Origin of the sequence: Pseudomonas sp. 91RF, from assembly GCF_003576265.1 — a bacterium.
Taxonomy (GTDB): Bacteria; Pseudomonadota; Gammaproteobacteria; order Pseudomonadales; family Pseudomonadaceae; genus Aquipseudomonas; species Aquipseudomonas kribbensis.
Window position 1 is genome coordinate 76,043 of the sequence record NZ_QWFC01000014.1, and the last position, 25,434, is coordinate 101,476.

Consider the following 25,434-nt stretch of genomic DNA (forward strand, 5'->3'; position numbering starts at 1 on the left):
TGTGTTGAATGTAAAACCGTCATCGCGAGCAGGCTCGCTCCCACAGTTATTGTGTGTGGTCAGTAAACGTCGCGGCGGTAGCGACCCTGTTCGATCAGACGTTCGACTTCTTCGGCGCCGAGGATGTCATGCAGTGCCAGGTCGACACCCGACGCCATCCCCTGCAGGCTACCGCAGATGTAGATCACGGCACCGTCCGCCAGCCACTTCTTCAGCTCGGCCGCCGATTCGCGCAAGCGATCCTGGACGTAAATCTTCTCGGCCTGATCCCGGGAGAACGCCAGGTCCAGGCGCGCCAGATCACCATTGATCAACCACTCTTCGAGTTCTGCGCGACAGAGGAAATCGTGTTCCCGATTGCGCTCGCCGAACAACAGCCATTGGCGCTGTTGCCCATCGGCAATCCGCGCCTTGAGCAGACTGCGCAGTCCGGCAAGCCCGGTGCCGTTGCCCAGCAGAATCATCGGCACAGGCTGGTTCGGCAGGTGGAAACCGCTGTTGCGCCGCACCCGCAAGCTGATGCTGCCGCCCACCGGCGCGTGCTCGGTCAGCCAGCCGGAGCCGATGCCGAGAGTGCCGTCGCTGTGTTGTTCCTGACGCACGATCAACTCCAGTACGCCGTCGGCGGCAATCGAAGCGATCGAGTATTCGCGCATGGCCAGCGGCACCATCGCATCCACCAGCGCCTGAGCGTGCAGGCCCACCAGATGGGCGCGGTGCTCGGGCAACTGGCGGGTGGCGAGGGCGACTTCCAGCGATTCCTCCAGACCGTTGACCTTTACGCTGGTTTCGCCGCGAATGCCGAGGCCGTCGAGGAAGTGTTCGATGGCCCACGGGCAGTTGCGCGGCAGTACTTCCACCAGATCGCCGGCCAGCCAGCTGCTGGTATCCGGTGCGGAAAGTCCCAGCAGGAAAACCGGTGAACCGCTGCTGTCAGGGTTCATCAACTCACGACGGACCAGCGTCCAGTTGCCGTAGCTCGGTGCCTGCCAGGTGTCGACCGGCACCTGGCCGGTGATCAGGCCGAGCTGGGTCTGCCAATGCCGCAACGCGTAAGGGTCGCCGCTGTCGACTTCCACCGGAGCGAACAGGGTTTTGCCACCATGCTCGCCCAGCCATTGATGCAGGCGTCGGGCGAAACCGCAGAAGTGCTGATACTGACGGTCGCCGAGACCGAGCACCGAGTAGTTGAGGTTGTCGAGAGCCGAGGTTCGGGTCAGTACTTTGCGTTCGAAACCGCGAGCGCTGTCCGGTGCCTCGCCATCGCCGAAGGTGCTGACCACGAACAGTGCGTTGTTTGATTCCTGCAGGTCCTGTTCGCTGACATTCGCCAGCGGCTGCACCTTCACCGGCAGGCCGGCAGCCTGCAACTGGCCTGCGGTCTGCCACGCCAGTTGTTCGGCAAAACCGCTCTGGCTGGCGAAACCGATCAGCCACGCCGGGCCATCGCCGGCCGGTTGTTCGAGACCCTGGCGGGCATCCTTGATCTGCTTTTTCTTGCGTCGGCGATCAAGGTACAGCAGCCAGCCAGTGATGAAGAACAGCGGCATCAGCACCGCCGCGACGGTCACGATGATTCGCCCGACCAGACCGAAATAGCTGCCGACGTGCAACGCATAAATGCTGGTCAGCAATTGCGCCTTGAAGCTCTTGTCGGCGTAGCGGTCGACCCGTTTGACGACGCCGGTGGCCGGATCGAGGGTGATCTGGTTCAGCGCGCGCTCGTGGGGTGAGTTGTCGAGCAGGTAGAACACGGTCGCCGGTTGGCCGGCCACTGGCGGCATGCGGATGTTGTAGGAGGCGAGGCCTGGACCTGCTGCGCTGTAGATGCTGATCCACATGGCTGCGTAATCGGCAGTCGGCGCCGGACCCTCGGGTGCCGGGCCACGACCGCCGCGCACGCGCTCGTTCTGAGGCGCATCCGACAGCAATTTCGTCAGGCCTTTGTTGTACCACTCGTAGGACCAGGACAATCCCGTCAGCGCCAGCAGCAGGTAAACCAGCATGCACCAGGTGCCGAACACCGAGTGCAGGTCCCAGTTGAAGCTGCGGCCCTTTTTCTTCCAGTCCAGGGTCAGCCAGACGCGCCAGCTGTTCCACTGCCGCGGCCAGCGCAGGTACAGGCCGGACAGGCAGAAAAACAGCAGCATCAGAGTGCAGGCGCCGGTGATGTTGCGGCCGGTATCGCCCATGGCGAGAAACCGGTGCAGCTGCAGCATCAGGCCGAAGAAATCCTGGCCGGTGGCCTCGCCCTTGAATTCGGCGGTGTAGGGATCGAAGTAACGCATCTCGCCACGGCGCTCGCCTTTCGGCGGGGTGAACCAGACGCGCCCGGCGGTGCCGCTTTCGGTCTCGACCGAGAGCATCGAGACTGTCTTGCCCGAGGCCGCTTCGATGTGCGCCACCAGATCGGCGGGCGGCAGGACGCCGGCGACCTGTTTCTCCACCTGCAACACGGAGGGGTTGAGGGCTTTCAGGATCTCGTCCTGAAACGAATAGGCAGCGCCGGTGATGCCCATCAGGGCCAGCACCAGCCCGGCAGTGATGCCAAAAAACCAGTGCAACTGGAACAGGGTTTTCTTCAACACGTCGCTAGCCTTGTCCGTTCGAAAGTGGTGTTCACGGCGTGCATTATGCCGTGGGTTATCGAGAAGCGTTCTTTATTACGCACAAAAGCCCCGTTCAAGTGAATGAACGGGGCTCGCGACTTCCCTCTTCGATCAGAAGTGGAAGTTGGTGCTTAGCAATGCCGTGCGGCCCGCCGCCTGGTTGGCGAAGTGAGTCGAGAAGGCTTTGTCGTAGTAGGTTTCGTTGGTCAGGTTCTGCACGTTCAATTGCAGGTCGACGTTTTTGCTCAGCTTGTACGCGGCCATCGCGTCGTAGCGAACGTAGGAATCGACCATGGTGGTGTTGGCCACGCTGCCGTACACGTCATCCACGTAGAACGCACCGCCACCGATGGTCAGCTTCGGCGTGACCTGATAAGTGGTCCACAGGCTGGCGCTGTTTTTCGGGGTGTTAGGCAGTTCGTTGCCGTTGTTGGCCTTGTTGGCCGGCAGGTCACCACCGTCAACCTGTTCGCTGTCCATGTAGGCGTAGCCGGCGAACACTTGCCACTTGTCGGTGATCTTGCCGCTGGCGGACAGCTCGATACCTTGTACACGCGTCTTGCCGGCGTTTTCGTACGAGGTGGTATCCACCTGGACACGCGCGTTCTCTTTCTCGGTGCGGAAGATGTCGGCGGTCAGCGACAGGCGATCGTTCAGCAGATCCCACTTGGTGCCGATTTCGTAGTTCTTGGTGGTTTCCGGCTCCATGTCGCTCTTGAGCAGGTTGCCGTTGCGGTCCGGTGTGCCGCCCAGCGGGTTGCCGTCCATGCCTTCGCCCAGGGTGCTGCCCGGTGGCGTGGCGGATGTGGCATAGGAGGCATAGATGCTGCCGTTGGGTGCCGGCTTGTAGACGATACCGAACTGACCGGTGACGAACTCGCTGGTGTCCGAACCTTTTGAGGTGGTACGGCCAGCGTTGTTGTAGGTGTTGTAGCCGGTTTCAAAGTGGTCGTAACGCAGGCCCATGTTCACCAGCCATTGTTGGGACAACTCCAGGGTGTCGAACACATACAGCGCGTAAGTATCGGACTGGGTGTCGGTGCCGGCGTAGTTGCGCGAAATGGCGCCGTTCCACGGATCGTTCGGGTTCGGGTTCGACAGCGAGGTGCAGTTGTAGCCGCTCGACGCGCCGATCATCGACGGGGTGCAGTTGGTGGTCGCGGCGCTGGTGCGCGGCGTGGTGTCGGTGTTGACGTTGTACGAGGATTTGCTGCTTTCCTCACGGGTGTATTCGACTCCGGTGGAGAAGCTGTTCTTGAAGCCTGCAACGTAGAAGTTGCCGAACAGGTCAGTCTGGTTGGTGGTGGTCTCGGTGTTGCTCACGCGGGTGTTCGCACGACGCCAGACGCTGCCGTTGTTGACGTTGCCCTTGCTGTCGTCCGGCTGGGTCAGGATGTAGTCCTGCATGCTGGTGCCGTGACGCAGGGTGTTCTTGATGGTCAGCGAGTCGCTCAGGTCATGCTCGATGGCGAAGGTCGCGGTGTCGGTGCGGCCCTTGCGGAAGTCGCGACCGTCCAGACCGTAGAAGTTGCTGTGATCGCCACCCGAGTACGGCTTGTCCGGGTTGGATTTGGTGCGTGCCGCCGAGCCTGCTTTCGGAATGGTGTACGGGATGCCCGAGTCTGGGGTGTCGTTGCTTTCGAGATGGTAGTAGTCGAGGTTGACGCGGGTGTCGGTGCCCAGGCCGAAGGCCAGGGACGGCGCGATGCCCCAACGGTCGTAGTCGACGCTGTCGCGACCGGCGACGTTGCTCTCGTGGCTCATCAGGTTCAGACGGCCGGCAGCGGTGTCGCTGAACTGGTAGTTGCCGTCCAGGGTGTAGCGCTGGGTCTGGTCGGAGCCCCAGGTGAAACCACCGTCGAACGAATTGCCCAAGTGCGCTTTTTTGCTCACCAGGTTGATGCTGCCGCCAGCCGCACCGCGACCGCCGATGGCGGAGTTCGGGCCCTTGCTGACTTCGATGTTTTCCACGGCGAAGATCTCGCGGCTCTGGGAGCCGGTATCGCGCACGCCGTCGAGGTAGGTGTCGCCCTGGGCATCGAAACCACGGATGAATGGACGGTCGCCCTGCGGGTTGCCACCTTCACCGGCACCGAAGGTGATGCCTGGCACGGTGCGCAGCGCATCCTGCATGTTCAGGGCGCCGGTGTCTTTCAGGACTTGTTGCGGAATAACGGTGACCGAGCGCGGCGTATCGACCAGCGGCGCGGTGTACTTGGGCGAGGAGGCCTTCTCGACCTGGTAGGACGTCGAGTCCTGGGCTTCGCCGGTGATGGCGGTGGCGTCCAGGGCAATGGCATTGCCGGAGGCTTTGCTGTCGGTCTTTTCGGCCGCGAACACCATGTGGCCTGCGGAGCCGGCGGTCAGTGCGACGCCGATGGCAGAGGCGAGCAGACGTGGTGAGCTGACGGGTAATTGTGCGTGTTGACGTGACATTTTTATTCCCCTCCCCAAGGATTTGAGGCGGCGGAATATAGGGTAAACAGGTATTCGTATCAATTGCGAAACATTGTTATTCGCGACGAATTTACATTCTTTACAATTTAACCTTACGGTTTTTGCCGATTCATTCGTCTAGCGGGTTTTACACAGCCAATAAGAATCAATACCATTGCCGCCTCTTTGCCTTCAGGTGACTTCTGACATGCTGCTGCACATCCCCGCTCTGTTCGAGAAAGACGAAGTGCGGCGCATCCGCGAGGCTCTGGAACGGGCCGACTGGGCCGACGGCAAGATCACCGCCGGCTATCAATCGGCCAAGGCCAAGCACAATCTGCAACTGCCGGAAGGCCATCCACTGGCCAAGGAAATCGGCGCCGCGATGCTTGAACGCCTGTGGAATAATCCGCTGTTCATGTCGGCTGCGCTGCCGCACAAAGTGTTCCCGCCGTTACTCAACTGCTACACGGCGGGGGGCAGTTTCGATTTCCACATCGACAACGCGGTGCGTCAGCCCAAGGGCAGCATCGAGCGGGTACGCACCGATTTGTCCGCCACGTTGTTCTTCAGTGAGCCCGAGGACTACGACGGCGGCGAGCTGGAGATCCAGGACACCTACGGCACCCAGCAAGTGAAACTGCCCGCCGGCGACATGGTGCTGTACCCCGGCACCAGCCTGCACAAGGTCAACGCCGTCACTCGCGGCGCGCGTTATGCCTCGTTCTTCTGGACCCAAAGCCTGGTGCGCGAAGACAGCCAGCGCGCCCTGCTGTTCGAGATGGACGGTGCGATCCAGCAACTGACCCAGGACATGCCCGATCACCCTTCGCTGATCCGCCTCACCGGCACCTATCACAACCTGTTGCGTCGCTGGGTCGAGGTGTAAGTGGCGGACTTTCGTTTGCGCCGCGAGGAAGTCCTCGACGGCGAACGCCTCACCGCGATGCTTGAAGAAAGTCCGGCCCGTGCGGCTCAAGCCATTCTGATGGCGGCAGGTGAGGGCGTGCTGGAAGCACAGGCGCTGCTCGGACAGATTCTGCTCGATGGCCATGGGATTGCGCAGGATCAGCCGCTGGCATTGCGCTGGTTTGAAATCGCCGCCGGGCAAGGTCATCTGATGGCGCGCAACATGCTCGGCCGTTGTCATGAGCACGGATGGGGTTGTGCAGCAGGTGCGTCGATTGCCGCGCAGCACTATCGAATCGCTGCCGATGCCGGGCTGGACTGGGCGATGTACAACCTCGCCAATCTGCTGGCGACCGGGCGCGGTGTAGTGGTTGATCATCTTCAGGCCATGGCGCTCTATCAGCGCGCGGCCGAAGCCGGGCATGCCAAGTCGATGAACCTGTTCGGGCGTTATCTGGAAGAAGGGCAAGTGTGCCCGGCGAATCCCGCAGCGGCCCGTGACTGGTATCGACGCTCGGCCGAGGGCGGAGATTTTCGCGGACAGTTCAGTCATGCGGCGGTGCTGGCGGATGAGGGGCGCGTTGATGACGCGCTGGTCTGGCTGGAGAAAGCATTGGCCGTCGGTAATCTGAATTTCCTGCGAGTGGCGAGCCAGATGCTGGCGAGCGCAACCGATCCTAAAATCCAGGCACTGGCGCAGGCCTACGCTCACCGCTGCGCCGAGTTACAGAACACCTGAATCGCAGCCACAAAAAAGCCCATGACACGTCATGGGCTTTTTGCATTACGGCAGCATCGCTTACACGTAGAACGACTTCAGCGGCGGGAAGCCATTGAACTCTACGGCGCTGTAACTGGTGGTGTACGCACCGGTCGAAAGCCAGTACAGACGATCACCGATCGCCAGGTTCAGCGGCAGGCCGTACTTGTAGTTTTCGTACATGATGTCGGCGCTGTCGCAGGTCGGGCCGGCGATCACGACTTCTTCCATCTCGCCTTTCTTTTCGGTCCAGATCGGGAACTTGATGGCTTCGTCCATGGTTTCGATCAGGCCGGAGAACTTGCCCACATCGGTGTAAACCCAACGCTCGACGGCGGTGCGGGATTTACGCGCAACCAGTACCACTTCACTGACCAGGATACCGGCGTTGGCGATCAGCGAACGGCCCGGCTCCAGAATGATTTCCGGCAGATCATCACCGAAGTCTTCCTTCAGGAAGCGGATGATTTCTTCGGCGTAGGTTTCCAGGCTGTTGGTGCGGGTGATGTAGTTGGCCGGGAAGCCGCCGCCCATGTTGATCAACTTCAGGTGGATGCCGTCTTCTTCCTTCAGGCGCTCGAAGATCACTTTGACCTTGGCGATCGCGGCGTCCCAGACGCTGATGTCGCGCTGTTGCGAACCGACGTGGAACGAGATGCCGTACGGCACCAGACCCAGGTCGCGGGCGAGGATCAGCAGGTCCATGGCCATGTCGGTCTGGCAGCCGAACTTGCGCGACAGTGGCCAGTCGGCCGTGGTCGAGCCTTCGGTCAGGATGCGCACATAGACTTTGGCGCCCGGCGCAGCCTTGGCGATGTTGCGCAGGTCGGCTTCGGAGTCGGTGGCGAACAGACGCACGCCCTTCTCATAGAAGTAGCGAATGTCCTTGGACTTCTTGATGGTGTTGCCGTAGCTGATCTGGTCCGGGCTGACGCCACGGCTCAGCACTTTGTCCAGCTCATAGATCGAGGCGATGTCGAAGCTCGAGCCTTTCTCTTTGAGCAGGTCGATGATCTCGACGGCCGGGTTGGCCTTGACCGCGTAGTAGACCTTGGCGAATTCGAAACCGGCGCGCAGGTCATCGTAGGCCTGGGCGATCATCGCGGTGTCGATCACCACGAACGGGGTTTCCTGTTTGTCGGCGAACGCCTTCATTTTCTGAAAGGTTTCGCGCGCGAAATAGTCTTCGACCTGGATCGACATACTTGGGACTCCTAGTGGCAAACGTCGTTAATCAATGGGTGCATATGAACGTCCTCCGTATCCCCACTTTGGTTCGCCTACTTCCCAAGGCAATGGCGCCGAAAGCAAAAAGGCCATTCAGATCATTTGAGAGCTACTGCGCTTGGCAATACTGCGTTGGGAAGAGGCTCGGAATGCTCATTTACAACCAGTAAACTCCGCTTCCTCGCCTCTTCCCGCCTTGTCTTGCCTGCGCTCGCTACGCTCTCAAACGATCTGGGGTCGTTGCCCTTGGCCTTGCTGTCTCGTCGTCAGTACTTGAGCCGGATGGATCGTTTCCAGCATGGACGTTCGGCGCGAACTTTAGGGCGTGAGGGGCCTGAGATCAACTAAAAATGTCGCGTTTTTGCACGCTTCTGACGTGCGTAGCGGATATCACTCTTTGTAGCCGACCGAGATGACGGTCAGATGTTCCGAAATAATTTTCAGGTGTTAAAAATGCCTGCACGTTCGATGCTGATGCGTGCCAGGTCATTGCTAAGTATGATCACTTCAACATCGGCGACGTTGGCGGCAAGAAGGGCAGCTGAGGGGGGATTTGCTGGCTGTGGCTGACAGTTTCGGTCGAGTTCGGCCTCCCGAGGTGTTGATATTTCTTGCCGGGTCAAGGGCGGAGTAAAAAACGCAGCCTTCAGAATCCGGTGGTCGAAAAAAAACAGCTATCGAACATTCTTTTGGATCTTGATCAGACCACCGCCTCGGCCAGCGCGCGGATCATGTCGATCCGCTGCTGCTGGCCGAACAGACATTCAATCGCAGTCTGGCTATAGCCTCACCTGTTTTAATCTCGAAAAAATATGGCTGGCCTGTTACCTACTGTCAGTTCTGACAGGTGCTTTATTTCTGAATAGTTATTAGGGTAATTGTACGGTCGTCAAGTTTCGATGCTATTTCGAAATCTGAAATTGAAAGTGCATTTTTTGCACGAGTCAAGTTCAGAGTCCGGGTTTGGCTCATGTTTTTAGAGACAGGGAAAATGAACAGGATATTGGTGTGGCTAGTTATTTTATTAATTTCTGGGTGTGTGAGTCATGAGCTTGCCCCGAATGTCACACCCGACAAAAGTGCACAAGCTGTACAGTTCGATAGTTACGGAGTAACACAGTCTTATACCGGGCCCGAGACGGCGTCTTATTTAACCGAGTACTACAATAATATTTCTATCTCCATGTGCCGAGCCAACCCCAGAGCACCGAAGTTCCTGTGCAGCGGTGTGATGCTGCGAGCGACACAGCACTCTACTGCCTTCCATTTTTGGGATCCGAACCCGAACTCCACAGGTGTTTCATTTTCCTGGCTGAGCAAGGACGCCAAGTTCAGCAAGCTGGTGTTCGGCTACAACAATGGTTTTATTTTTAGCCCATATTTCTATAAGTCCGCCGGAAAAGTTGAACCGGAAATCCTGTGCTTCTTTCCAGTCGATGGCGCCACAACTTCACGCACCAACAGTGGCTGCGGAGAAACGCCCGGCGTCCCTAGCAGCTATCCATGTCAGGGGCAGAATATTAATACGGCTGCGCAATATATCGCCCACTACAACAGCCAGCCGAACAAATACGGGTACCTTTGCGGATTTGATGTCCGCGATGCCCTGAATGAAAAGGCCACGCAAGCATTCAATGAAGCCGTCAAGGCTCAGGGGCAAGGCGGAACGTTTGCCTTCAATACACAAAACGAATTCCGACTGGAAAACTGGGGTCAGGGTAAAGGCCCGGTATTGCCGATCATGGCTATTTTTTACCTCAACGACACCGGCAAACCTGCGGCGCAATACGACCAGCGTGATTTCAAAACGCAAACCGGTATCTGGATTCCAATGATCCGGATGACACTTCCCCAAACACCGGCAGCTGATGCGAAGTTTGAATTCATCACCGCCGATCAAGCCATCTCTTCCTGACCAAAAATGGACGGCGCTTATCCAGTGGCATCGCCTTTTTCACAACCTCTGCGTCGCGCCAACGCAACATCCAGTAACTTTGAGAAGGTGAACGAGATGAGACGAATAGTGATTTTGCTGTTTATGCTCCTGTTTTCAGGGTGTGCGAATCACGCTCCTGCACCGAGCGTCGATTCTGTAAAAAGTGCAGCGGCCGTGCACTCCTCAGAAGTCGGGATACAGGGGGCAGGTACAGGACCCGAGATTGCGGCTTATCTGACGGAGGCCTACAACAACACGTTGAACATGTGTAGAAATAACCCCTCAGCACCGGCTTTCCTGTGTACAGGGGTATTGTTGCGTGCGACCCAGCATTCCACGCAATACCATTTCTGGAATCCAAACCCGAGCTCCACTGGAGTCTCGTTCTCCTGGCTACGTAAGGATGCAAAATTTAGCAAGTTGGTGTTTGGGTACAATAATGGCTTTATTTTTTATCCTTATTTCTTTAAACCCTTTGGTAAGTTTGAACCGGAGATTTTGTGCTTTTTTCCTGTGGACGGCGCCACGGATCTTCGCGGGGATAAAGGGTGTGGGCAGTATCCGGGATACGCTACAAGCGTTCCGTGCCAATCGCAGAATATTAAGACTGCCGCGCAATACATCGCGCTCTACAACAGTCAGTCGGCGAAATATGGATCGCTTTGCGGATTTGATGTACGCGATGATTTGAACCAGGCGGCAACCGTAGCTTTCAATGAGGCGGTCAAGGCGCAAGGACAGGGGGGGACCTTTGCGTTCAATACACAGAATGAGTTTCGTATTGAGAAGTGGGGGCAGAACCTGGGTACCACCGTGCCAATAGAAGCAGTGTTCTATCTCAATGAGGCGGGTAAGGCCGGGGCGCAATACGACCAGCGTGATTTCAAGACGCAAACCGGCATCTGGATTCCAATGATCCGGATGACACTTCCCCCGACCCCTGCGGCTGATGCGAAATTTGAATTCATTGCAGCCAATCAGGCCATTTCCTCCTGAGCAAAAAAGGGCGGTGCTTACCCACAAGCACCGCCCTTTTTACAGCCCCTTCTTCACGCCAACGCAACTTCTGCCGGCGACACAATGCTGGTCTTGCCCCCACGGGATTTACCCGAGCTCAGATACTCGGCAATCGACTCCTGGGTAACCTCCCCGAGGAACACCCGCTCGGCATCCATCACCGGTAACCACGCCCGATTGAACTCATACATGCGCGACAACAGGATGCGCAAATGCTCGTCGTACGCAGCCGTGGAGTTGAACTCACGCAGGAACTGCGCGCACGTACCGGTCTGACGATGCAGGTCGCGACGCCGCACATAACCCAGTGCCTTGTTCTCTGCGCAGGTGACCACCACGTAACGACGGTCATGCTCGTCCATCAACTCCAGCGCATCGGCCACCGGAGTTTCCGGGCTCACCGATGGAGCGTTGTCCGCTGCGTCTTCCGCCTTCACCAGCAGCAGGCGCTTGAGGGTGCTGTCCTGGCCGACGAAGTTGCTGACAAAGTCGTCCGCCGGATGGGCGAGCAGGGTGTCCGGGTGGTCGATCTGCAACAGCTTGCCGGCGCGGAAGATCGCGATCTTGTCGCCGAGTTTGATCGCTTCGTCGATGTCATGGCTGACCATGATCACGGTCTTGTTCAGCGCCCGCTGCATCTCGAAGAACTCGTTCTGGATCATTTCGCGGTTGATCGGGTCGACCGCACCGAACGGTTCGTCCATCAACAACAGTGGTGCATCCGCCGCCAGTGCGCGGATCACGCCGATCCGTTGTTGCTGGCCGCCGGACAGTTCACGGGGATAACGATGCAGATATTGCTTGGGCTCAAGCTTGATCATGCTCATCAGTTCGCGGGCGCGGTCGTGGCATTTCTGTTTGTCCCAGCCGAGCAGCTTCGGCACCACCACGATGTTCTCTTCGATGGTCATGTTGGGGAACAGACCGATTTGCTGGATCACGTAGCCGATGTTGCGACGCAGGGTCACTTCGTCGAGGTCGGTGGTCTCTTCGCCGTTGATCAGGATCTTGCCCGAGGTCGGCTTGATCAGGCGGTTGATCATTTTCAGCGTGGTGCTTTTGCCGCAACCCGATGGCCCAAGGAACACACAGATTTCGCCTTCATTGACGGTCAGGCTTACCGAGTCCACGGCTTTCACATCTTTGCCGTTGCTTTGGAAGGTCTTGCTGAGGTTTTGAAGTTCGATCATTTGAGGAGTCCTTTTGGAGTCAGCGAACGTTGCAGCCACTGCAATATGAGGTCGGCGAAGATCGCCAGAAGACTGACCAGCAGTGCGCCGACGATCAGCATCGACATGTCACTGCGGCTGATGGAGGCGAGGATCAGCACGCCAAGACCGCCAGCACCGATGGTCGCGGCGATGGTCATCACTCCGATGTTCATCACCACGGCCGTGCGCACACCGGCGAGGATCACCGGCACCGCAATCGGCAGTTCGACCATGCGCAGGCGCTGGCCGAAGGTCATGCCGATGCCGCGTGCGGCTTCGCGAATGCCCGGTTCGACGCCGGTCAGGGCGAGGTAGGTGTTGCGCATGATCGGCAGCAGTGAATAAAGGAACACGGCGGTGATCGCCGGCATCGGGCCGAGGCCCTGCCCGAACTTCGAGTAGAACGGCAGCAACAGGCCGAACAGCGCAATCGACGGCACGGTCAGCAGCACTGTGGCGCTGGCTTGCAAGGGACCGGCGAGGCTCGGGAAGCGCGTCATCAAAATGCCCAGCGGCACACCGATGAGAATCGCCAGGCTGACGGCGATGCCGACCAGGGTGATGTGCTGCCAGGTCAGGTGCATCACCTGCTGCCAGTCGAGGTGGGAAAAGGCGTTCAAAAATTCCATGACTTTTCCTCCTTTAGTTCAGTGGGTGCTGGTGCAGGAAATCGGCAGCGACTTTCGATGGGCTTTCGTGATCGACGTCGACCCGCGCATTGAGCTGACGCATGGTTTCGTCGTCGAACAGCTCGGCCAGCGGCTTGAGTTGCTCAGCCAGTTGCGGGTGAGCGTCGAGGTAGGCCTGGCGCACGACGGGCGCGGCGGTGTAGTCCGGGAAGTAATGCTTGTCGTCTTCCAGCAGCTTCAGCCCGAACGCGTTGAGGCGACCGTCGGTGGTGTAGACCAGGCCGGCAAACACCTGGCCGTTACGCAGCGCGGTGTAGACCAGGCCCGCGTCCATCTGCCGGATGTTTTTGCGGGTCAGGTTCATGTCGTAGAGCTTGACCATGCCGTCCAGACCGTCGGAGCGGTTGGCGAACTCGGTGTCCAGCGCCACCAGGTGATTGGTCTTGGCTTCAGCGCGTAGAACGTCGTTCAACTGGCTGATGTTGCTGATCTGCGGATATTCCTCGGCCACTTTCTTCGGAAGAGCGAGGGCGTAGGTGTTGCTGAATTTCGACGGCGTCAGCCAGACCAGACCTTTTTTCGCGTCGAGTTCTTTCACCCGGGCGTAGGACTGTTCGCTGTCGAGTTTTTCGGTGACATGGTTGTAGGCCACCAGCGACACGCCGGTGTATTCCCAGAGCATGTCCAGTTGCCCGCTTTCGTGGGCGCTGCGGGCCAGGTTGCTGCCCAGTCCGCCGGTGATCTGCGCGTCGTAGCCTTTGCTGCGCAGGTATTGCGCGGTGATTTCCGCGAGCAGGGTCTGTTCGGTGAATACCCGGGCGCCGAGGCGAATGAGCGGCTTTTCCGCCGCCTGGGCAAATCCTGCGAACAGCAGAACGCAGCCCAAGATCAAGCTAAGTCGTTTCATGAATATTCCTTTGCCGAAGCCTTAAGACGGGCGCAAACCGCGTTCCAGCCAGAGACGGCTGGCGAGGGTGACCACGCCATCGAGCAACAGGGCCAGCAGCGCGGTGCACGCGGCGCCGAGCAGCAGTTGCGGCTGATTGTTCAGGGCGATGCCGGGGAAAATCAGGCTGCCGAGGCTGTTGGCCCCGATCAGGAACGCCAGCGGCGCCGTACCGACGTTGATCGCCAAGGCCACTCGCACACCGCCGACGATGATCGGCACGGCATTGGGCAACTCGACCTGCCACAACACCTGGCGCGGGGTCATGCCGATGCCGGTGGCGGCTTCTTTCAGTGAGCCCTGGACGTTTTTCAGGCCTTCGTAGGTGTTGCGCACAATCGGCAAAAGCGAGGCGAGGAATAAAGCGAAGATCGCCGGGCCACTGCCGATGCCGAGAATCCCCAGGGCAATCGCCAGTACGGCCAGCGGTGGCACGGTGTTACCGATGTTGAAGATCTGCATGAAGCGTTCGGCGCGGCCGACCATGGTCGGGCGGCTCAGGAAGATACCGGCGGGGATGCCCACGACAAGGGCGGCCAGCATTGAAGCGAGGACGAGAATCAGATGAGCTTGCAGGTAAAACAACAAATCGTCGCGGTAGTGTTCGATCGTGTTGATGCCGATCCAGTGGACCAGCAGGGCCAGGAGCGCGATCACCACCGCACCTCCCATCAGCCCTTTGCCATAGCGGATAGCCACAGGCGGACTCCTTTTTTATAGTCGGCGGACGCTGTCCCGAGTGGCATGCCATGCCTGGCTGCCGGGAGTGAACGTTCGCGAGAAGCAGCTCCCCCAGCACCGGCGAAAAGCGGTCTGAAAGCGAGCCATGAGCGCAGCCTCGTCAGGCTAACTTGCTGATTTTTCAGCCCCTGACGAAAAGTCGTAACAGGGGATGGACGTCTCCGTGCTTTAAAAGGTTCCCATCTGAGGCAGCATTTGGCCACCCTTAATGTGCTCAACGGTTCGGTTATTGTCTTGACTTGGGCTATAATCGCGGCCCTTTTTTGAATCACCGCCAGGCGATTTCCCATGACCAGACAGGCCGCCGAAGTCGCGAAACGCCGCACTTTCGCCATTATTTCCCACCCCGATGCCGGTAAAACCACGATCACCGAGAAGCTCCTGTTGATGGGCAAGGCGATTGCAGTGGCCGGTACGGTGAAATCCCGTAAATCCGACCGCCATGCGACATCCGACTGGATGGAGATGGAGAAGCAGCGGGGTATTTCCATTACCACGTCGGTCATGCAGTTCCCGTATCGCGAACACATGATCAACCTGCTCGACACCCCGGGCCACGAAGACTTCTCCGAAGACACCTACCGCACCCTGACCGCGGTGGACTCGGCCCTGATGGTCCTCGACGGCGGTAAAGGTGTCGAGCCACGGACCATCGCGCTGATGGACGTCTGCCGTCTGCGTGACACGCCGATCGTCAGCTTCATCAACAAACTCGACCGTGACATCCGCGACCCGATCGAACTGCTCGACGAAATCGAAGCCGTTCTGAAGATCAAGGCTGCGCCGATCACCTGGCCGATCGGTTGCTACCGAGACTTCAAGGGCGTGTACCACCTGGCGGACGACTACATCATTGTCTACACCGCCGGTCACGGTCACGAACGTACCGAAACCAAGATCATCGAGAAGCTCGACTCCGACGAAGCCCGCGCTCACCTGGGCGACGAGTACGATCGTTTCCTCGAACAGCTGGAACTGGTGCAGGGCGCCTGCCACGAATTCAATCAGCAGGAGTTCATCGACGGTCAACTGACCCCGGTGTTCTTCGGTACCGCGCTGGGCAACTTCGGTGTCGACCACGTACTCGACGCCGTGGTCGACTGGGCACCGCGTCCGCTGCCACGGGTGGCCAACGAGCGCACCGTGGAGCCGGTGGAAGAGAAGTTCTCGGGCTTCATCTTCAAGATCCAGGCGAACATGGACCCGAAACACCGCGACCGCATCGCCTTCATGCGTATCTGCTCCGGCAAGTACGAGAAAGGCATGAAGATGCGCCACGTGCGCACCGGCAAGGACGTGCGCATTGGCGACGCCCTGACGTTCTTCTCGTCCGAGCGTGAACAGCTGGAAGAGGCGTACGCCGGCGACATCATCGGTCTGCACAACCACGGCACGATCCAGATCGGCGACACCTTCAGCGAAGGCGAAACCCTGGGCTTCACCGGTATCCCGCACTTCGCCCCGGAACTGTTCCGCCGCGTACGCCTGCGTGATCCGCTGAAATCCAAGCAACTGCGTCAGGGCCTGCAACAGCTGGCCGAAGAAGGCGCGACCCAGGTGTTCTTCCCGGAGCGCAGCAACGACATCATCCTCGGCGCCGTCGGTGTGCTGCAGTTCGATGTGGTCGCCAGCCGCCTGAAAGAGGAATACAAGGTCGAGTGCTCCTACGAGCCGATCACCGTGTACTCCGCGCGCTGGATCGAATGCAGCGACAAGAAGAAGCTTGAGGAATTCTCCAACAAGGCTGTGGAAAACCTCGCGCTGGACGGCGGTGGTCACCTGACCTACCTCGCTCCGACCCGGGTCAATCTGGCCCTGATGGAAGAGCGCTGGCCGGACGTGAAATTCCGTGCAACCCGTGAGCATCACTAAGCGTTGACTGCAACATCCAGAGCCCCGAGGCGCGAGCCTCGGGGCTTTTTATTGCCCGGGCGGTGGTGGTGACTGCCGTTGTAGGTTCTTTCCCGAACGCTTGTGGTTTGTGTCTGCTTTTACCGCAGCGGCGTTTTTAGCCGCGACAATCCGGGCGACGAGGTCTAGTGTTCAAGGCCCAAAGCGAGCTTTCTGAAGGATCAACGGAATGACCGGTCGGCTCATTCACTGGCTGCGATTCGATGGTTACTTCTCCACGATGGCCTGGGTACTTGCGGCGCTGTTGTTCATCAATCGCCTGAGCAGCATGGTCAAGCTGTTCATGGCGTTGTATCTGCGCCAGGAGCTGGGCTTCGCCATCGAGACCGTTGGCTGGCTGTTGGCGGCGTACGGCGGCGGGCTGTTGATCGGTTCGATGCTGGGCGGTTTGCTCAGCGACCATATCCGCACCGCGCGGCTGACGGCGGCGCTGTTCTTCGTTTCGACGTGGGTACTGCTCGGACTCGGGCTGGTGACGCAGATGTGGTTGCTGGCCTTGTTGCTGCTGCTCAGCGGCACGATCGACGGCGCGATTCGTACGCTGCATCAACGCCTGATCATGGAGTATTGCGAGGTTGCCCAGCGCCCACGGGCCCAGGCCTTGAGTCGTATTGCGCGAAATCTCGGGATGGCCGCCGCCGGTATAGCGGGCGGTGTGCTGGCGCAGACGGATTTTCGCTGGGTGTTCTTCATCAGTGCGGCGCTGACGCTGGTGGCGCTGCTCTGGTTTGTCCGCACGACCTGGCGGCGAACGGTGCTGATCCCGGACGAAACGCCAGAGACGCAGACCGGCTCAGGTCTGCCATATCGCGACAAACCATTTCTCTGGCTGCTGGCGGCGACCGTCCTGCTCGGCATGGCGTTCGACACCGTTTACAGCACCCTCGGCAACTATCTGCGCGACTTCTATCGCTTGAGTACCGAAGCCATCGGCTGGCAGTTTGCGATCAACGCTGTCCTTGTCGTGGCGTTGCAGATTCCAATCTCGCATTGGGGCGAACGCTGGGGCTCGCGGCGGCCCTTGATCGCCGGTTGCGTGTTGCTGGCGCTAGGGCTTGGCATGCTGCCACTGGGTTCCGGGCTGTTTTATGCCTGCCTGTCGACGGTGGTCTGGACGTTGGGGGAGGCGCTGTTCATGCCGCCGCTGAATGTGCTGGTCATGCAGCATGCGCAACGCGGCAAAAGCGGCCAGTACTTCGGTCTGTTCTTCATGGCCTGGAGCGCAAGTGCATTGCTCTCGCCGGTGCTCAGCGGACAGCTTTACGGGCTGTTCGGTGGTCACAGCGTCTGGGTAGCCAGTGCGGTGCTGGCTGTGATGTCGGTTCCGCCGGTTTGTCTGGCGACCCGCCTGCGCGTCTCGACCAGCCAGCCCGTGCAAACCCGCAAGGCCACCTCGCTTAGCTGATCCGGTTATGAGGTTTATTCGAAAGCGGTCTGTCCAGCCATGGCATTTCCGGGCATTGGTTAGCGTCCTATCTGGTGAACCCGGCTGATCGGAACTAGATTTTATTCAGCGCCGGACCGGCACTCTGGCTTCAACCACGAAAGGATGGAAACGCTTATGAGCATTTTTCAACGCATAGTGTTGTTGCTTAAGGTTTTGGTGATGCTGACGCTTGGCACCACGGCGGCGTGGGCGAGCAACGCGGCGCCTGCGCAGGGTTTCAATGCGGCCCAGGGGCACGCGGGTGTGATCATGCTCGCCAAGTCCGAATCCGAACCCGGTGATCAGGATCAGGGTGGCAGCAAGGACGATGACGATTCGACCACCGACGAGCCGGACACCGATGATCCGGACGATGGCGACAGCCAGACATAGATCGCAGACAAAAGAAAACCTCTTCTTCCCCGACTGATGCGCAATCGAGAAAGAAGAGGTTTGGTCAACGCTTTAACGACCCGCCCCGGCAACAGGGCGGGTTTTTTATGCCGCGCCGTCGAGGAACTGCTCGGCGTAGTGGCACGCTACCTGACGCGTATCGAGCTGGCGCAGGGCCGGCTCTTCCACGCTGCAACGTTCGGTCGCGTACGGGCAGCGCTTGTGAAACGCGCAGCCCGGTGGCGGGTTCAGCGGGTTGGGCAGCTCGCCGACGATCTTGATCTTCGGCTTGTCCGGATCCGGGTGGATGGTCGGAGTCGCCGACAGCAGCGCCTGGGTATACGGGTGCAGAGGACGGGCATAGATGTCGTGCTTCGGACCTATTTCCACCGGGCGCCCGAGGTACATCACCATCACGTCATCGGCCACGTGCTGCACCACCGCCAGGTTGTGCGAGATGAACACGTAACCGGTGTTGAACTCCTGCTGCATGTCCATGAACAGGTTCAGCACCTGCGCCTGGATCGACACGTCCAGCGCCGAGGTCGGCTCGTCCGCCACCAGCACTTTCGGTTGCAGCATCATGGCGCGAGCCAGCGCAATACGCTGGCGCTGACCGCCGGAGAACATGTGCGGATAACGCTGGTAGTGCTCGGGACGCAGGCCGACCTGCTTCATCATCGCCTGGACTCGTTCGCGACGTTCGGCGGCCGACAGGTTGGTGTTGATCAGCAAAGGCTCGGCCAGTTGATCACCGATCTTCTGCCGCGGGTTCAACGAGGCGTACGGGCTCTGGAACACCATCTGCACGTCTTTGCGCAGTTGCTTGCGCTGGGCCTTGTCGGCGCCGGCCACTTCTTGCCCTGCGATTTTCAGGGAACCGGACGACGGCTCCTCGATCAGGGTAAGGGCACGGGCGAGGGTGGATTTGCCGCAGCCCGATTCGCCCACAACGGCGAGGGTCTTGCCGGCTTCCAGCTCGAACGACACACCGTTGAGGGCGCGTACGGTCGCATGGCCCTTGAACAGGCCACGGGAGACTTCGTAGTGACGGGTCAGGTCGCGGGCGGTTAGTACGACGGCCATTACGCCACCTCCTGGTTCAACGGGTAGAAGCAGCGGGCGAGGCTGTGGCTTTTCGGATCAAGGGTCGGACGCTGCGCGCGGCAGCTGTCCTGCACGTACGGGCAGCGCGGCGACAGCAGGCAGCCTTGCGGACGGTCGTAACGGCCCGGAACGATGCCCGGCAGGGTTGCCAGACGCTCGGCACCCTGGCTGTGTTCCGGAATCGCCTTGAGCAGCGCTTCGCTGTACGGGTGGGCCGGGATGTCGAACAGTTGCGGCACCTGACCGACTTCAACGGCCTGGCCGGCGTACATCACACAGACGCGCTGGGCGGTTTCGGCCACCACGGCGAGGTCGTGGGTGATCAGCACCAGGCCCATGTTCTGCTCTTTCTGCAACGCCAGCAGCAGGTCCATGATCTGCGCCTGGATCGTTACGTCGAGTGCGGTGGTCGGCTCGTCCGCGATCAGCAGTTTCGGCTCGCCGGCAATCGCCATGGCAATTGCCACACGCTGGCTCATGCCGCCGGACAGTTGGTGCGGATAGGCATCCATGCGGCTGGAAGCGCCGGGGATTTCAACCTTTTCCAGCAGTTCGATGGCGCGCTTGCGAGCGGCCTTGCCGGACATTTTCAGGTGCAGGCGCAGCACTTCCTCGATCTGGAAACCGACGGTGTAGCTCGGGTTCAGTGCGGTCATCGGGTCCTGGAACACCATCGACAGGTCTTTACCGACGATCTGCCGACGCTGGCGATTGCTCAGTTTGAGCATGTCCTTGCCGTCGAAGCTCAGAGAGTCGGCGGTGACGATCCCCGGGTGCTCGATAAGGCCCATCAGCGCCATCATGGTCACGGACTTGCCGGAACCCGATTCGCCAACGATGGCCAGCACTTCGCCCTTGTCGACCTTGAGATCGAGGCCGTCGACCACCGGTGTGGCGTTCTTGTCGCCGAAGCGAACGTTGAGATTCTTGATTTCTAGCAGTGACATGGGAATCTCCTCAGGCGGCGTTCTTGAGTTTCGGGTCCAGCGCATCGCGCAGGCCGTCGCCCATCAAGTTGATTGCCAGCACGCTGAGCAAAATGGTCAGACCCGGCAGACTCACGACCCACCAGGCGCGTTCGATGTAGTCGCGGGCCGAGGCCAGCATGGTGCCCCACTCAGGGGTTGGCGGCTGGACGCCGAGGCCGAGGAAGCCCAGGGCGGCGGCATCGAGGATCGCCGAGGAGAAGCTCAGGGTCGCCTGAACGATCAGCGGTGCCATGCAGTTCGGCAGCACGGTGATGAACATCAGGCGCGGCAGGCCGGCACCGGCCAGACGCGCAGCGGTCACGTAGTCGCGGTTCAGTTCGCCCATCACCGCAGCACGGGTCAGACGAACGTAGGACGGCAGCGAAACCACGGCAATCGCGATCACGGTGTTGATCAGGCCTGGGCCGAGGATGGCGACGATCGCCACGGCCAGCAGCAGCGACGGCAGGGCCAGCATGATGTCCATCAGACGCATGATGGTCGGGCCGACCACTTTCGGGAAGAAACCGGCGAACAGACCCAGCAGGATCCCCGGAATCAGCGACATCACCACCGACGACAGACCGATCAGCAGCGACAGGCGCGAACCCTGGATCAGACGCGACAGCAGGTCGCGACCCAGTTCATCGGTGCCGAGCAGGAACTGCATCTGGCCGCCTTCGAGCCACGCCGGCGGCGTCAGCAGGAAGTCACGGTATTGCTCGCTCGGGTTATGCGGGGCGACCCACGGCGCGAAGATCGCGCAGAAAATCACCAGCAGCATGAACAGCAGGCCGGCAACGGCGCCCTTGTTCCTGGCGAAGGCTTGCCAGAATTCTTTGTACGGCGACGGGTACAGCAGACTTTGATCCGCGCCAGGTGCAGCGGTGACTACTGAGGATGTTGGAGTGCTCATGGGTATTGACCTCAGCGCTGATGACGGATGCGTGGGTTGGCAAAGCCGTAGAGGATGTCCACCACGAAGTTGACCAGGATCACCAGGCAGGCGATCAACAGAATGCCGTTCTGCACGACCGGATAGTCCCGGGCGCCGATGGCTTCGATCAGCCATTTGCCGATGCCGGGCCACGAGAAGATGGTTTCGGTCAGGACCGCACCGGCCAGCAGGGTGCCGACTTGCAGGCCGACCACGGTCAGCACCGGGATCAGCGCGTTGCGCAGACCGTGCACGAACACCACGCGCGACGGCGACAGGCCTTTGGCCTTGGCGGTACGGATGTAGTCTTCACGCAGCACTTCGAGCATCGACGAACGGGTCATCCGCGCGATCACCGCCAGCGGAATGGTGCCGAGGACGATGGCCGGCAGGATCAGGTGATGCAGCGCATCCAGGAAAGCGCCGGTGTCATTGGCCAGCAGGGTGTCGATCAGCATGAAACCGGTGCGTGGCTCGATGTCGTAGAGCAGGTCGATCCGCCCTGACACCGGGGTCCAGCCCAGGCTCACCGAGAAGAACATGATGAGAATCAGGCCCCACCAGAAGATCGGCATCGAATACCCCGCCAGGGAGATGCCCATCACTCCGTGGTCGAACAGGGATCCTCGCTTGAGGGCCGCGATCACCCCGGCCAGAAGGCCCAGGACGCCGGCGAATAACAGGGCGGCCATGGACAGTTCCAGGGTCGCCGGGAAGAGGGAGGTGAACTCGGTCCATACGCTCTCACGGGTGCGCAGGGATTCGCCGAGATCGCCGTGGGCCAGTTTGCCGATGTAGTCCAGGTACTGGGCGTACAGCGGTTTGTTCAGACCGAGGCGTTCCATTGCCTGAGCGTGCATTTCGGGGTCGACCCGACGTTCGCCCATCATCACTTCCACGGGGTCGCCGGGAATCATGCGAATCAACGCGAAAGTCAGCAAGGTGATGCCGAAAAACGTGGGGATCAACAACCCCAGTCGGCGGGCAATAAAACTAAACATCTTGTGTGGTACCTCATCAGCCGGTTAGGCGTGCCCGGCGACCCTGGGGTCAGGGAGGCCGGGAGTTTCTTATCTACTTCACCTGGGTGGTGGCGAAGTTATTGGTTGTCAGAGGGCTGATGTGATAACCCTCTACGTTGTTGCGCATTGCGGTGAACATCCGGGTGTGGGCCATGCTGATCCACGGTTGGTCCTGATTGAAGATGGCCTGGGCTTCTTCATACAGTTTGGCGCGTTCGGCCGGATCTACTTTAGCCCGTGCTTCGTCGAGCAGGGTCTGGAATTTCTCGTTGCACCAGCGGGCGTAGTTTTCGCCGTTCTTGGCGGCCTCGCAACTGAGCATAGGCGTCAGGAAGTTATCCGGGTCGCCGTTGTCGCCCGCCCATCCGGCCGACACCATATCGTGTTCGCCGGCCTTGGCGCGCTTGAGCATTTCGCCCCATTCCATCACGCGGATGTCGATCTTGATCCCGACTTTCGCCAGGTCAGCCTGCATCATTTGCGCGCCGAGCATCGGGTTCGGGTTGGTCGGGCCGCCGCCGTTGCGGGTAAACAGGGTAAACACGGTGCCTTCCGGCACGCCGGCTTCCTTGAGCAGTTTGCGCGCTGCGTCGAGGTCACGTGGCGGGTTTTTCAGCTCGTGGTTGTAGCCCAGCAGGGTCGGCGGGTATGGGTTGACCGCCACGGTCGCGTTGCCCTTGCCGAACAGGGCGTTGACATAGGCTTCCTTGTCGAAGGCGATGTCGATCGCTTTACGCACGCGCACGTCGCTGATGTATTTGTGCTGGGTGTTCATGGCGATGTACGAGACGGTCATCGCGTCCATTTCATCGACTTTCAGCTTGTCGTCTTTCTTGATGCTCGGGATGTCATCCGGCTTCGGATACAGCGCGATCTGGCACTCGTTGGCCTTGAGCTTCTGCAGGCGCACATTGTTGTCGGTGGCGATGGCCAGGATCAACGCGTCGGCTGGCGGCTTGCCACGGAAGTAGTCCGGGTTGGCCTTGAAGCGAACCTGGGCGTCCTTGTTGTAGCGCTGGAAGACGAACGGGCCAGTGCCGACCGGTTTGTTGTTCAGGTCGCCGGTCTTGCCGGACTTGAGCAACTGGTCGGCGTATTCGGCCGGGTAGATCGAGGAGAACGCCATGGCGATGTCGGCCAGGAACGGCGCTTCGCGGCGGGTCAGGGTGAACTTGACGGTGTTGTCGTCGACTTTCTCGACGCTCTTGAGCAGTTCCTTGAAGCCCATGCTTTCAAAGTACGGGAAGCCCACGCTCGACAGCTTGTGCCACGGGTGATTCGGGTCCAGCTGACGCTGGAAGCTCCAGACCACGTCGTCGGCGTTCAGGTCGCGGGTCGGCTTGAAATAGTCGGTGGTGTGAAACTTGACGCCTTGGCGCAGGTGGAACGTGTAGGTCAGGCCGTCGTCGCTGATGTCCCAGGACTCGGCGAGTGCCGGGATCACTTCAGTGGTGCCGGGCTTGAAGTCGGCCAGGCGGTTGAAAATGGTTTCGGCCACCGCGTCGGCAGTGACTGCAGTCGTGTACTGGACCATATCGAAGCCTTCCGGACTGGCTTCGGTGCAGACCACCAAGGGTTTGGCCGAGACGCCGATGGCGGCGCTCAACAGGGCGGCAGCGACGGCCGCACGTAGGGGAAGCATTTTCATCGATAACCCTCTGCAATCGGTTGAAGACAAAAAGCCGAACGGCTGACTCGTCACTGAGTCAGCCGCTGGCACGCGTTTTTACAGAATGTTGAACGGTACGGTGGTCACGAGACGGAACTCGTTGATGCTGCCGTCAGCCTGGTTTTCGCTGGCGCGGTGAGCGGTGTAGGTGGCACGCACGGTGGTCGCCTTGAGCGGGCCGCTCTGTACCGCGTAAGTGGCACCGATGCCGTATTCGTAGTGGTGCTCGCCGTCCATGCTGCGTACGTCATACGCAGTGCCGGTGTAGTGAGTACCGTCGATGCCCCAGCCGCGGGCCTGGTAAATGTTGAACTTCAGGCCTGGCACGCCGTATTCGGCCATGTTCAGACCGTAGGCGACCTGGAAGGATTTCTCGTTCGGGCCGTTGAAGTCGGACAGCAGGGAGTTGGCCAGGTAGATGCCGTTGGTTTCGTGCAGGTAGTCGAAGTATTCGTCGCCGTTGATCGCCTGGTACGAGAAGGTCAGGCTGTGAGCCTGGTGAGTCAGGCCGAACGACAGCGAGTAGGTGTCGTTGTCGATGTTGCCCATCTCTTTCTTGCCGGTATCGACGGTCTTGTAGTAGTTCAGGCCGGTGGTCAGGCTCACGACGTTGCTGTCACCCAGTTCGTGGGTGGCGCCGAAGTAGTACTGGTTCCAGAAGTCTTCAGCCTTGGAGGCGTACAGGCTGGTCTTCAGGCTCTGCAGCGGCTGGTAGTTCAGGCCGACGATGCTCACGCGATCGGTTTCGGCGCCGTTGGCGCTGTACTCGGTGCGGAATTTCGACAGGCTCTCTTCGGTACGCGGCGATACGCGGTCGAAGCTGCCGGCGTCGAACGACAGGTTGTTCAGCTCTTCGCTGTGCAGGCTCACACCTTCAAAGCTCGAAGGCAGCGCACGGTTGCCGATGGTGTCGACGATTGGCGTGCTGAAGTTCTGGCGACCGGCGGTCAGGGTGGTGTTGGAAACACGGAACTTGACGTTGGCCAGACCCAGTTTGCTCCACTGGCCTTCGGCATCACCGCCTTCCTTGGTCAGGGTACGGTTGTTGCCCGCGCCTGGACGCGAACCCGGTGCACCACCGTTGTTGGAGGCCAGGGCCTTGCGGTCACGCTCCAACGCCACGGCGTTGTAGGCGGCCACTTCAGTGCTGACACCCACGGTGCCCTGAGTGAAGCCGGAGGTGAAGTTGACGATGGTGCCCTGTACCCAGTTGATACGACGATCGGTCGGGGTGGCAACGCCGTCTTTGCGGTAAGTGAACTTGCCGCCGCGCTTCAGTTGTTCGTTGGCGTACCAGTTACGGGTCGTGCCGCTGACTTTGGAGCCTTCGAGGAAGCCGGTGGCGTCAGCCTGGGCGCTTTTCTCGTTGACGGTCACCGGGGTGAACGCCTGGCTCTGCTCCTCGGCAAACGCCGTGGCGGTGATGCTGCTGATGGCCAAGGCCAGTATCGCGGTGCTGCTCAGTTTCATGGGTGAAGCTCCTTTACTTTCTTTTTATGCCGGCTTTTTTTGTAGGGCCGGTTTTTGGTTTTAGAACTCATTCACACATCGCAAACGTTTGCAAAAAGCCTGATCGGCAA

20 protein-coding genes are annotated in these 25,434 nt (G+C 59.8%); 7 read left to right on the top strand and 13 right to left on the bottom strand.

The genetic code is table 11. The features are described 5' to 3' along the window. Nucleotides 1-59: 59 nt before the first annotated feature. Together DXT77_RS03700 and DXT77_RS03705 are read right to left on the bottom strand one after the other, a co-directional pair. Nucleotides 60-2,588 (bottom strand): sulfite reductase flavoprotein subunit alpha, encoded by a 2,529-nt coding sequence (locus DXT77_RS03700; protein ID WP_119426668.1) that lies wholly within the window; start codon nucleotides 2,586-2,588, stop codon nucleotides 60-62. A 132-nt stretch (nucleotides 2,589-2,720) separates the two neighbouring features. Next, the gene (locus tag DXT77_RS03705) at nucleotides 2,721-5,045 is read right to left on the bottom strand and encodes a TonB-dependent siderophore receptor (RefSeq protein WP_119426669.1); all 2,325 of its coding nucleotides are present in this window, start codon (nucleotides 5,043-5,045) and stop codon (nucleotides 2,721-2,723) included. A 208-nt stretch (nucleotides 5,046-5,253) separates the two neighbouring features. Between DXT77_RS03705 and DXT77_RS03710 the strand changes: the two genes are divergently transcribed. Together DXT77_RS03710 and DXT77_RS03715 are read left to right on the top strand one after the other, a co-directional pair. Continuing rightward, nucleotides 5,254-5,934, top strand: a complete 681-nt coding sequence (locus DXT77_RS03710; RefSeq protein ID WP_119426670.1) for a Fe2+-dependent dioxygenase — start codon at nucleotides 5,254-5,256, stop codon at nucleotides 5,932-5,934. 57 nt (nucleotides 5,935-5,991) lie between these two features. After that, complete coding sequence (locus tag DXT77_RS03715; protein ID WP_119426761.1) at nucleotides 5,992-6,693, top strand: tetratricopeptide repeat protein; 702 nt, start codon at nucleotides 5,992-5,994, stop codon at nucleotides 6,691-6,693. A 60-nt stretch (nucleotides 6,694-6,753) separates the two neighbouring features. Here DXT77_RS03715 and DXT77_RS03720 read toward each other — a convergent pair whose 3' ends face one another. Further along, a complete protein-coding gene (locus DXT77_RS03720) occupies nucleotides 6,754-7,917 on the bottom strand; it encodes a type III PLP-dependent enzyme (protein WP_039769212.1) in 1,164 nt (387 codons plus the stop codon). Between the two features lie 994 nt (nucleotides 7,918-8,911). Between DXT77_RS03720 and DXT77_RS03725 the strand changes: the two genes are divergently transcribed. Together DXT77_RS03725 and DXT77_RS03730 are read left to right on the top strand one after the other, a co-directional pair. Further along, nucleotides 8,912-9,856 carry a hypothetical protein gene (locus DXT77_RS03725; RefSeq protein ID WP_256662877.1) on the top strand — a complete coding sequence of 315 codons (945 nt, stop codon included), beginning with the start codon at nucleotides 8,912-8,914 and terminating at the stop codon, nucleotides 9,854-9,856. Between the two features lie 6 nt (nucleotides 9,857-9,862). Beyond that, nucleotides 9,863-10,873: a hypothetical protein gene (locus tag DXT77_RS03730; RefSeq protein ID WP_256662878.1), complete on the top strand. Its 1,011-nt coding sequence runs from the start codon at nucleotides 9,863-9,865 to the stop codon at nucleotides 10,871-10,873. A 53-nt stretch (nucleotides 10,874-10,926) separates the two neighbouring features. On the opposite strand, the gene DXT77_RS03735 is transcribed toward DXT77_RS03730, so the two are convergent. From DXT77_RS03735 to DXT77_RS03750, 4 genes are read right to left on the bottom strand one after another with little or no spacing between them, the layout of a single operon-like run. Beyond that, entirely contained in the window at nucleotides 10,927-12,084 is a 1,158-nt protein-coding gene (locus DXT77_RS03735; RefSeq protein ID WP_119426672.1) for a betaine/proline/choline family ABC transporter ATP-binding protein, read from the bottom strand. Continuing rightward, a complete protein-coding gene (locus DXT77_RS03740; protein ID WP_007953690.1) occupies nucleotides 12,081-12,734 on the bottom strand; it encodes an ABC transporter permease in 654 nt (217 codons plus the stop codon). The genes DXT77_RS03735 and DXT77_RS03740 overlap by 4 nt, the downstream gene beginning before the upstream one ends. Before the next feature lie 13 nt (nucleotides 12,735-12,747). Beyond that, nucleotides 12,748-13,641, bottom strand: a complete 894-nt coding sequence (locus tag DXT77_RS03745; RefSeq protein ID WP_119426673.1) for a glycine betaine ABC transporter substrate-binding protein — start codon at nucleotides 13,639-13,641, stop codon at nucleotides 12,748-12,750. A 21-nt stretch (nucleotides 13,642-13,662) separates the two neighbouring features. Continuing rightward, nucleotides 13,663-14,352 carry an ABC transporter permease gene (locus tag DXT77_RS03750; protein ID WP_170931630.1) on the bottom strand — a complete coding sequence of 230 codons (690 nt, stop codon included), beginning with the start codon at nucleotides 14,350-14,352 and terminating at the stop codon, nucleotides 13,663-13,665. Between the two features lie 357 nt (nucleotides 14,353-14,709). Here DXT77_RS03750 and DXT77_RS03755 point away from each other — a divergent pair, with 357 nt between their 5' ends. From DXT77_RS03755 to DXT77_RS03765, 3 genes are all read left to right on the top strand, one after another. Continuing rightward, complete coding sequence (locus DXT77_RS03755; protein ID WP_085608055.1) at nucleotides 14,710-16,293, top strand: peptide chain release factor 3; 1,584 nt, start codon at nucleotides 14,710-14,712, stop codon at nucleotides 16,291-16,293. 208 nt (nucleotides 16,294-16,501) lie between these two features. Next, nucleotides 16,502-17,737 carry an MFS transporter gene (locus DXT77_RS03760; RefSeq protein WP_119426674.1) on the top strand — a complete coding sequence of 412 codons (1,236 nt, stop codon included), beginning with the start codon at nucleotides 16,502-16,504 and terminating at the stop codon, nucleotides 17,735-17,737. Nucleotides 17,738-17,893: 156 nt separating this feature from the next. Then, on the top strand, nucleotides 17,894-18,151 hold the full coding sequence (locus DXT77_RS03765; protein WP_114881403.1) for a hypothetical protein: 258 nt from the start codon (nucleotides 17,894-17,896) through the stop codon (nucleotides 18,149-18,151). Nucleotides 18,152-18,256: 105 nt separating this feature from the next. Here DXT77_RS03765 and DXT77_RS03770 read toward each other — a convergent pair whose 3' ends face one another. The 6 genes from DXT77_RS03770 to DXT77_RS03795 form a co-directional block, all read right to left on the bottom strand. Further along, the gene (locus tag DXT77_RS03770; RefSeq protein WP_119426675.1) at nucleotides 18,257-19,237 is read right to left on the bottom strand and encodes a peptide ABC transporter ATP-binding protein; all 981 of its coding nucleotides are present in this window, start codon (nucleotides 19,235-19,237) and stop codon (nucleotides 18,257-18,259) included. Beyond that, nucleotides 19,237-20,205, bottom strand: coding sequence for an ABC transporter ATP-binding protein (locus DXT77_RS03775; RefSeq protein ID WP_085711820.1), 969 nt, complete (start codon nucleotides 20,203-20,205; stop codon nucleotides 19,237-19,239). The genes DXT77_RS03770 and DXT77_RS03775 overlap by 1 nt, the downstream gene beginning before the upstream one ends. Nucleotides 20,206-20,215: 10 nt before the next feature. Further along, nucleotides 20,216-21,142: an ABC transporter permease subunit gene (locus DXT77_RS03780; protein ID WP_119426676.1), complete on the bottom strand. Its 927-nt coding sequence runs from the start codon at nucleotides 21,140-21,142 to the stop codon at nucleotides 20,216-20,218. A gap of 11 nt (nucleotides 21,143-21,153) precedes the next feature. Beyond that, the gene (locus tag DXT77_RS03785) at nucleotides 21,154-22,164 is read right to left on the bottom strand and encodes an ABC transporter permease subunit (RefSeq protein ID WP_119426677.1); all 1,011 of its coding nucleotides are present in this window, start codon (nucleotides 22,162-22,164) and stop codon (nucleotides 21,154-21,156) included. Nucleotides 22,165-22,237: 73 nt separating this feature from the next. Continuing rightward, on the bottom strand, nucleotides 22,238-23,833 hold the full coding sequence (locus DXT77_RS03790) for an ABC transporter substrate-binding protein (protein ID WP_119426678.1): 1,596 nt from the start codon (nucleotides 23,831-23,833) through the stop codon (nucleotides 22,238-22,240). A gap of 78 nt (nucleotides 23,834-23,911) precedes the next feature. Beyond that, nucleotides 23,912-25,324, bottom strand: coding sequence for an OprD family porin (locus tag DXT77_RS03795; protein WP_085711816.1), 1,413 nt, complete (start codon nucleotides 25,322-25,324; stop codon nucleotides 23,912-23,914). Nucleotides 25,325-25,434 lie beyond the last annotated feature (110 nt).